Below are 8,889 nucleotides of genomic sequence, written 5' to 3' on the forward strand. Positions count from 1 at the left end.
GATCCGGCAGATATAGCGCCAGGCAGCATGTAGGTGGATTGGGTGAAGGTGATTACGAGCACTTAATCCTTCATCCATTGTAAAGTTATGTACCACACAAAAGCCGTCTATTTTTCAATAGAAGGCTTTTTTGTTCAAGCTGTAGGGGAGGGATTCGAACCAACTCACGGAGCAATTAGCCATAGTACATTACAATTAAGTGGTCAACCCTAGCTTTTGTCGCATTACACTACGTTTATTTTGAACTCTCCACCCCCGAGACAGGAGGGCATGTCTGCCAATTTCAACACCCTACAGTATAATTGTCCGACTGACAACAATACAAAGGTAACAGATCGACTCTTTTATTGCAAATATTATCATAAATTATTTTAATATTTGCCATTTTATTAATAAATTTAAATAATTATTACAAATTTAATAATTAAGATCTCAAAATATGGCTCTTCATTCCGAAATTGATAGCATTGATCTGAAAATTCTGACTGAATTGATTGAGAATGCTTCCCTGCCCTATACAGAAATTGCAAAAAAGATCGGCGTATCCGGCGGAACCATTCATGTGCGCATGAAAAAGATGGAAGACCTGGGTATTGTGAAAGGTTCACACCTGGAAATAAATTATACACGTTTGGGTTACGACATTACAGCTTTTTTAGGTATCTACCTGGATAAGAGTGAGTTTTATGATAAAGCGGTAGATGATTTGCGCAAGATTCCTGAAGTGGTCAATGTACATTATACCACCGGAAATTACAGCATGTTTGTAAAGATCATTTGCAGGGACACCCAGCACCTGAGAGAAGTACTACACGATAAAATCCAAAAAGTGTACGGAATACAGCGGACAGAAACGAGTATCTCATTGGAAGAATCGATAAACAGAACACTGGCCTTAAAACTTTAATACAGGAGATGTTTCGTTTTTGCGAATTTCTCCGCAAATGTCTCAATTACAATACAAATCTCTGATTTGTCGTCTTTGTACTAAATACTCTTTACTCTGTACTTCTTATTGTCCAGCACCTGACAACTAGTTCCTCAGAACTCAATAAATGTACCTAATCCCGCTAAATTTCAATAATTTTTGTACCAAAAAGAACTCATTGTTACCAAATTTGTTCTACTTTTGTAATATGTTGGAATTAGTCTAAACTAATAGAAGAAACACATGAGCGATAGTAATAAAATACTGGAAGAAATAACTTCATCGGAATACAAATGGGGATTTGTTACGGACATCGATAACGAATCTGCGCCAAAGGGTTTAAATGAAGATACAGTACGTTACATATCAGCGAAAAAAAATGAACCTGAGTGGCTACTTGAATGGCGTCTGGATGCTTTCCGTAAATGGCAGGCAATGACAGAGCCTACCTGGCCGAATGTAAAATATCCGGAAATTGATTTTCAGGATATCATTTACTATTCTGCGCCGAAGCCAAAAGTTACATTAAACAGTCTGGATGAAATAGATCCGGAATTACGTGCGACGTTCGAGAAGCTTGGGATCTCGTTGGATGAACAAAAACGTATGACTGGTGTTGCAGTTGATGCTGTTATTGACAGCGTTTCCATTACAACAACATTCAAAACAAAATTATCAGAGCTTGGAATTATTTTCTGCTCTATGAGTGAAGCTGTTCAGGAACATCCTGAATTGGTTCGTAAATATTTAGGCAGCGTTGTTCCGGTAACGGACAACTTCTATGCTGCATTAAATTCAGCCGTATTCAGTGATGGCTCTTTCTGCTACATTCCGAAAGGTGTGCGCAGCCCGATGGAGCTATCTACTTACTTCCGTATCAATGCTGCCAATACTGGTCAGTTTGAACGTACACTATTAATTGCTGACGAAGGTTCTTACGTTAGCTACCTGGAAGGCTGTACAGCACCGGTACGTGATGAGAATCAGTTACACGCTGCCGTTGTTGAACTGGTTGCCATGGAGAAAGCAGAAATCAAATACTCTACTGTTCAGAACTGGTATCCGGGTGATAAGAACGGCAAAGGTGGTATCTACAACTTTGTAACGAAGCGTGGTATCTGTGCAGGAGATTATGCAAAAATTTCCTGGACACAGGTAGAAACAGGCTCTGCCGTTACATGGAAATACCCAAGCTGTATTTTAAAAGGTGACCATTCAATCGGAGAATTCTACTCAGTTGCTGTTACAAATAACTTCCAGCAGGCAGATACCGGCACAAAAATGATTCACATTGGTAAAAACACCAAGAGCCGTATTGTATCCAAAGGTATTTCTGCAGGCAAGAGCCATAACAGCTACCGTGGCCTGGTGAAAGTAATGAAACGTGCCGAAGGCGCACGTAACTACTCCCAATGTGACTCTCTGCTGATGGGCGACCAATGCGGAGCTCACACCTTCCCTTACATTGAAGTTGAAAACAACTCTTCTACTGTTGAACACGAAGCTACAACTTCAAAGATTGGTGAAGATCAGATCTTCTATTGCAACCAACGTGGTATTGATACAGAAAAAGCTGTAGCATTGATCGTTAATGGTTATTGTAAAGAAGTACTGAATCAGCTGCCAATGGAATTTGCTGTTGAAGCACAGAAGCTGCTTGCGATCTCGCTGGAAGGAAGCGTCGGATAATAAGTGTAGAGTTAAGAGTGTAAAGTGTAAGAGGTTTCGACCAAACCTTTACTTTCATCCTCACCATTTGCATATAAAATAAATCAATTCTATTCCGTTTGGAATTTGTCTTTTGGATTTTGGAATTTAAAACCAAACCAAAAATTCATCAAATAAAAGTTATGTTATCAATTAAAAATTTACAGGCACGCATTGAAGAAAAAGAAATTCTTCGTGGTATCAACCTTGAAGTAAAAGCTGGTGAAGTGCATGCTATAATGGGACCGAATGGTTCCGGTAAAAGTACGCTTGCCTCTGTATTGGCAGGCCGAGAAGATTATGAAGTTACAGGCGGAAGCGTTGAACTGAATGGTAAGGATCTGTTGGATTTATCTCCGGAAGATCGTGCACGTGAAGGTGTATTTCTTGCATTCCAATATCCGATTGAAATACCAGGTGTAAGCACCATCAATTTCATGAAAACAGCAGTTAATGAAGTGCGTGAATACCGCGGCTTAGAGCCATTGGATGCTGTTTCCTTCCTGAAATTAATGAAAGAAAAAATGAAGCTGGTTGAGATTGATGAATCGCTTCTGAAACGTGCGTTAAACGAAGGGTTCTCCGGCGGTGAAAAGAAACGCAACGAGATCTTCCAGATGGCAATGCTTGAACCCTCTTTAGCTATCCTTGACGAGACAGATTCAGGTCTGGATATTGATGCACTTCGTATTGTTGCAAATGGTGTTAACAAATTAAAGACTCCCAACAATGCAACAATCGTTGTTACGCACTACCAGCGTTTATTGGATTACATCGTTCCTGATTATGTACACGTGTTATATAAAGGACGTATCGTTAAATCCGGTACAAAAGAATTGGCATTAGAATTAGAGGAAAAAGGCTACGACTGGATCAAGGCTGAAGCAGATGCACAAACGGTTTAACAACCGACTTACACAATGACTACAGAATTAAAAGAATCGCTGATACAGCATTTTAATACGCTTGAAAAAACGCCATCATCTTCCCTGTTAGTAGATGTACGTAAAGAAGCGATCAGTGCTTTCCAGGAATTAGGTTTCCCTACTACAAAGCACGAAGAGTGGAAATACACAAACTTAAAAAATACGATTGCTAAAACATACGCAATTGAATCATCTGCAACCTTATCCGCAGACGAAATCAAATCGCTTACTGCTTTACCAATTGATTGCTATAAAGCTATTTTCATCAATGGGGTCTTCTCCCCTGCCTTGTCTGCTGTTGATGCAGCAGGTGTAACGATTGAACCTTTTCAATCAGGCAACCGGGAGTTAATCCAAAAGTATTTCGGCAAGAACCTTCCATACAATGACAGTATGGTTTCTTTAAATGTTGCGTTTGCTACAGCAGGAACATTGATTCATGTTAAAGCAAAACAACATATTGCTAAACCGATTGTTTGCTTTTATTTATCAGATGTGCGTACAGCAAATGTATTTGCACAGCCAAGTGTTTTGGTTGTTGTAGAGGATGGAGCATCAGCAACTTTGGTTGAGTTAAACCGCAGCCTGGGCTCGAATACTTCGTTTACAAATGCGTTCACGCATACAATTCTGAAAAAAGATGCCTATCTGGAACAATATAAAATCCAGAATGATCTTGATAACAGCAACTTCATTCACAATTCTCAAATTGTACATGAAGGAAAAAGTAATTCGTACACAACGACAATTACATTAAACGGTGGGCTGGTTCGCAATAACCTAAATATCACACTAGGTGCAGAACACTGCGAGTCATTCCTGAATGGTTTATACCTTGAAAAAGGAACGCAGCATGTAGATAATCATACGTTGGTTGATCATGCTATGCCGAACTGCTACAGCAATGAGTTGTACAAAGGTATTCTGGATGGAAAATCAACCGGTGTATTTAATGGCAAGATCTGGGTTCGTAAAGATGCTCAGAAAACAAATGCATTCCAATCGAATAAAAACATCCTGCTTTCAAAAGAAGCATCTGTTCATACCAAACCTCAATTGGAAATCTTTGCTGACGATGTTAAATGTTCACACGGAGCAACTACCGGTCAGCTTGATCCGGAAGCTATGTTCTACCTGCGCGCACGCGGCGTAGGCGAAGACAAAGCAAAAAAGATGCTGGTACATGCCATTGCCTTTGATGTATTGGACAAAGTAAAACACGACGAACTTCGTGCTTACTTAGAACAAGAGATAGAAGAAAGATTGAAATAGTACGGAGTGCTAAGTATAAAGTACAGAGTACAATTGTTCAAATAAAAATTCCGTTCAATGTATCTATTTGACATTTAACGGAATTTTTAGTTATTGATAAATGTTTACATAAGAACTGTCCGCCGCGGCAAAGCTTATTATTTACTCAGTACTTAGTACTCTGTACTCTGTACTACATACTTCATACTACAATGATTGACACCATCAATACAGACCTTTTAACCGCCGATGGAACGTTAAACATCGACCGTATCCGGGAAGACTTCCCGGTCCTGCATCAGGAGGTAAATGGTAAGCCTCTGGTGTATTTTGATAATGCTGCGACTACACAAAAACCTATACAAGTTGTTGAAGCCCTTACGGCTTATTATTTAAACGACAACGCCAACATTCACCGTGGTATTCATACGCTGGCCGAACGTGCAACAGCAGCTTTTGAAGCTACGCGTGACGCAGTTAAAACCTTCATCAATGCGAAAGAACGTGAAGAAATTATTTTCACGCGCGGCACAACCGAAGGCATCAACCTGGTGGCTTCAACCTGGGGGCTAGAGAATCTTAAGGCTGGTGATGAAATTGTTGTTTCAGCGATGTAACACCTTTCCAACATGGTTCCGTGGCACATGCTCGCACAACGCACCAAAGCGACTGTAAAAGTATTACCGATGAACGATGCGGGCGAATTACTTACCGAGACATTCGACTCCATCATTACATCAAAAACAAAAATACTGGCCTGCGTGCATGTTTCCAATACACTTGGCAGCATTAACCCGGTAAAACAACTGATTGCGAAAGCGCACGCGGTGGGTGCAGTTGCGCTTATTGATGGTGCTCAGGCCGTATCTCACTTAGACATTGACGTGCAGGATCTGGATGCAGATTTCTATGCATTCTCTGCACATAAATTATATGGTCCTACGGGTGTGGGTGTCTTATACGGCAAGCGTTCAATCCTTGAAGCAATGCCTCCATACCAGGGTGGCGGTGAAATGATCAGCGAAGTAACCTATGAGAGTTGCTCATATAATGAACTCCCTTACAAATTTGAAGCAGGTACACCCAATATTGCAGACGTTGTAGCTTTCAAAGCAGCTATCGACTATGTAAATTCTATTGGTAAATCAACCATCCGTGCTTACGAACATGAATTGCTTGATTATGCTGTTTCAAAATTAAAAGATATTGAAGGCATTCGTTTGATTGGTACAGCAAAAGATAAAGTGAGCGTACAATCGTTTGTCTTTTCGGATATACACCACCAGGATTTAGGAATTATTTTAGATAAAGCAGGCGTTGCCATTCGCACCGGCCACCATTGTACCCAACCGTTAATGGGCCGTTTGGGCGTTACGGGAACTTCCCGCGCTTCTTTTGCATTTTATAATACGAAAGAAGAGATTGATGTGTTCATTGCTGCCATTCACAAGGCAATAAAATTATTCAGATAAGAGATGGCAACAATTAATGAAATTCAGGACCAGATCATTGAAGATTTTGATCTGTTTGATGAATGGGATGAAAAATATGCATACATCATAGACCTTGGAAAAAAACTCCCGGGCTTAGATGCTAAATATAAAGTTGAAGAAAATATTATCAAGGGTTGTCAATCACTGGTATGGATGGTGAGCACTTACAAAGACGGCAAGGTATATTTTGAAGGCGAAAGTGATGCCATTATTGTAAAAGGTTTGGTCGCGTTGCTTTTAAAAGTACTGAGCGGACAGCCTGCAGAAGATATTGCAAAAAGTGAAATGTACTTCATCGATAAAATAGGGATGCAGCAACATTTATCCATGACGCGCTCAAACGGCCTGGCATCAATGGTAAAACAAATGAAAATGCATGCTTTGGCTTATCAGAACAAAACAGTTTAATTTATGAGTGAAATAGAAATAGATCAGACAGAATTAAAGAACAAAGTGATCGAGGCTATACAAACGGTATACGATCCGGAGATACCTGTCAATATATACGAATTGGGATTGATTTACGAGGTAAGTGTTTTCCCGGTCAATAATGTATTTATTCAAATGACATTAACATCTCCAAACTGTCCGGCTGCACAATCGATGCCTGCAGAAGTTGAAACAAAAACCAAAGCAATCGAAGGTGTAAATGAAGTAACTGTTGAGATTACATTCGACCCGGCCTGGAGCCAGGAAATGATGAGTGATGCAGCGAAACTGGAGTTAGGATTCATGTAGCTTTTAGCTGAAGGCTTAAAGCTAAACGCTTAAGGCTTTTCGTTTCTTAATTCTATTCCCCTATTCATTAATAGAATTTAACATAAGTAAGACAAATAAATAATCGTAAGAACAAGCTTTGGGCTTTTAGCCTTAAGCATTAAGCATAGAAAACATATGTATCCAGAACAATTAGTAGCCCCAATGAAAGCGGAACTTGCCAATGCAGGTTTCAGCGAGTTAACAACACCTGAAGCAGTTGATGCATTTATGAAAAAACCTGGCACTTCCCTGCTTGTATTCAACTCTGTATGTGGCTGCGCAGCAGGTACTGCAAGACCTGGTGTTAGAAAAGCAATTGATCATAATAAAATACCTGCAAACTTAGGAACCGTATTTGCAGGAGTTGACAAGGAAGCTGTGAACAAGGCTCGTGAATATACACTGCCTTATCCACCATCTTCACCATCTATTGCGGTGTTTAAAGATGGTAATCTTGTTCATTTCGTAGAACGTCATCACATTGAAGGCCGCTCAGCAGACATGATTGCAACACACCTTAAAATGGTATTTGACGAATTATAAGACCTGGTCAGAATCAACTCACAATAAACGAATGAACCGCATAAAAGCGGTTCATTCGTTTATAAATAGATTTTGAATATATTCATGATATACCTGTTTTTATATCACTTAGCATTTTTAATTCTTAAATATTAAAAACATTTTAAGATGGCTATACGGATTAATTTTAAAGACTATAATATATATTCAAAAAAAATATATAACACCACGCTTATAATCTATATTGCTATTGTAGCAGCAACTATGGTTGCTGAATATTTTCTTGATCTTGCAACAACATCATTAATAATCCTTACCCCTTATTTCATTTCAGGATTATTATTAACAGGATTATCAATAAAATATCCTAAGTCGAAAATAATCGGCTGGATTCTTATTTTTTTATTGTTGTCTATGTTGGAAAATCATTTCATTGTTAATCCCAAAACCTTTCACATCATTTCATTCTGGCTGATTTTTATACCAATTATAACACTTCTGGTATTAGGTATAAGACAGGCTCTAATCATATTACTTCTTGTATTCAGCATTCATGCTACCAACTTTGTGTACCTGTCATCAATAACCGGCGAAGCTTACGACCTATCTATAAAAATCAAACCGCTATTTGTAAGCAGTTCTATCTTTATCATAGGGAATGTTTTCTTTGCCCTGCTGCTCTACAAGTTACTGGGCAATGCATATGTAGAAATGAGCGAAAAAAAATCTGCGCTTAATGCTAAAAATGAAATACTGCTGAATTATCACAAAGAAATTTTATCCATCAATAAAATTCCCGTCGAATCTGATATCAATAAACAGTTTGAGTATATATGTAAAAAGGCGGCACAGATACTGAATATAACAAGGGTAAGTATATGGCTTTATAAAGACTGTAACCAAACACTTGTAAACACGCATCAATTTTTTAATCAGACAGATGCATTTAAAACAATGCCGCAGGAATTGTCAGTAAATGAATACCCGGCATATTTTAACTATTTAAAGGATTTCAATATCATTCTTGCACCAAATGTAAAAGAGCATGCTGCAACAAAAGATTTAACTGATACATACTTAAATCCTCTTCACATTTCATCTTTGCTGGACTGCTCTATTATTGTTGATGGCATTTCAATAGGTATTATCTGCTGTGAAAATCAATACGAAACAAAAGAGTTTAACATAGAAGATGCTTTATTTATTCAGTCTTTATCCGATTATATTGCGATCAGCTATAAGAATGAACGCATAAAAATATTATTAAATGAAATTCAGGAAAAAAATATTGAGCTGGTAAACA

The 8,889-nt window shown here is 38.6% G+C and carries 8 protein-coding genes and 1 pseudogene; all 9 read left to right on the forward strand.

The window, feature by feature from the left end:
- The first annotated feature begins 439 nt into the window (after positions 1-439).
- On the forward strand, positions 440-907 hold the full coding sequence (locus ACTHJT_RS17730; RefSeq protein WP_440240697.1) for an Lrp/AsnC ligand binding domain-containing protein: 468 nt from the start codon (positions 440-442) through the stop codon (positions 905-907).
- A 264-nt stretch (positions 908-1,171) separates the two neighbouring features.
- On the forward strand, positions 1,172-2,617 hold the full coding sequence (gene sufB, locus ACTHJT_RS17735; protein WP_440240699.1) for a Fe-S cluster assembly protein SufB: 1,446 nt from the start codon (positions 1,172-1,174) through the stop codon (positions 2,615-2,617).
- A 161-nt stretch (positions 2,618-2,778) separates the two neighbouring features.
- A complete protein-coding gene (gene sufC / locus ACTHJT_RS17740) occupies positions 2,779-3,540 on the forward strand; it encodes a Fe-S cluster assembly ATPase SufC (protein WP_440240701.1) in 762 nt (253 codons plus the stop codon).
- A 15-nt stretch (positions 3,541-3,555) separates the two neighbouring features.
- On the forward strand, positions 3,556-4,833 hold the full coding sequence (sufD, locus tag ACTHJT_RS17745; protein ID WP_440240703.1) for a Fe-S cluster assembly protein SufD: 1,278 nt from the start codon (positions 3,556-3,558) through the stop codon (positions 4,831-4,833).
- A 191-nt stretch (positions 4,834-5,024) separates the two neighbouring features.
- Positions 5,025-6,284, forward strand: a pseudogene (locus ACTHJT_RS17750) (aminotransferase class V-fold PLP-dependent enzyme).
- 3 nt (positions 6,285-6,287) lie between these two features.
- Complete coding sequence (locus ACTHJT_RS17755; protein WP_440240705.1) at positions 6,288-6,713, forward strand: SufE family protein; 426 nt, start codon at positions 6,288-6,290, stop codon at positions 6,711-6,713.
- Between the two features lie 3 nt (positions 6,714-6,716).
- A complete protein-coding gene (locus ACTHJT_RS17760; RefSeq protein ID WP_440240707.1) occupies positions 6,717-7,043 on the forward strand; it encodes an SUF system Fe-S cluster assembly protein in 327 nt (108 codons plus the stop codon).
- 156 nt (positions 7,044-7,199) lie between these two features.
- On the forward strand, positions 7,200-7,607 hold the full coding sequence (locus ACTHJT_RS17765) for a BrxA/BrxB family bacilliredoxin (RefSeq protein WP_440240709.1): 408 nt from the start codon (positions 7,200-7,202) through the stop codon (positions 7,605-7,607).
- Positions 7,608-7,754: 147 nt separating this feature from the next.
- Positions 7,755-8,889 (forward strand): GAF domain-containing protein (locus tag ACTHJT_RS17770; protein ID WP_440240711.1); only part of this gene is annotated, 1,135 nt, incomplete at its 3' end.

The organism is Cytophaga sp. (assembly GCF_051961495.1).
GTDB lineage: Bacteria > Bacteroidota > Bacteroidia > Cytophagales > Cytophagaceae > Cytophaga.

Excerpts from the sequence above, each read along its gene's own strand:
- ACTHJT_RS17755 (WP_440240705.1), top strand. The coding sequence starts at position 6,288 with ATGGCAACAATTAATGAAATTCAGGACCAGATCATTGAAGATTTTGAT.
- ACTHJT_RS17730 (WP_440240697.1), top strand. The coding sequence starts at position 440 with ATGGCTCTTCATTCCGAAATTGATAGCATTGATCTGAAAATTCTGACT.
- sufC (WP_440240701.1), top strand. The coding sequence starts at position 2,779 with ATGTTATCAATTAAAAATTTACAGGCACGCATTGAAGAAAAAGAAATT.
- ACTHJT_RS17765 (WP_440240709.1), top strand. The coding sequence starts at position 7,200 with ATGTATCCAGAACAATTAGTAGCCCCAATGAAAGCGGAACTTGCCAAT.
- sufD (WP_440240703.1), top strand. The coding sequence starts at position 3,556 with ATGACTACAGAATTAAAAGAATCGCTGATACAGCATTTTAATACGCTT.
- ACTHJT_RS17760 (WP_440240707.1), top strand. The coding sequence starts at position 6,717 with ATGAGTGAAATAGAAATAGATCAGACAGAATTAAAGAACAAAGTGATC.
- sufB (WP_440240699.1), top strand. The coding sequence starts at position 1,172 with ATGAGCGATAGTAATAAAATACTGGAAGAAATAACTTCATCGGAATAC.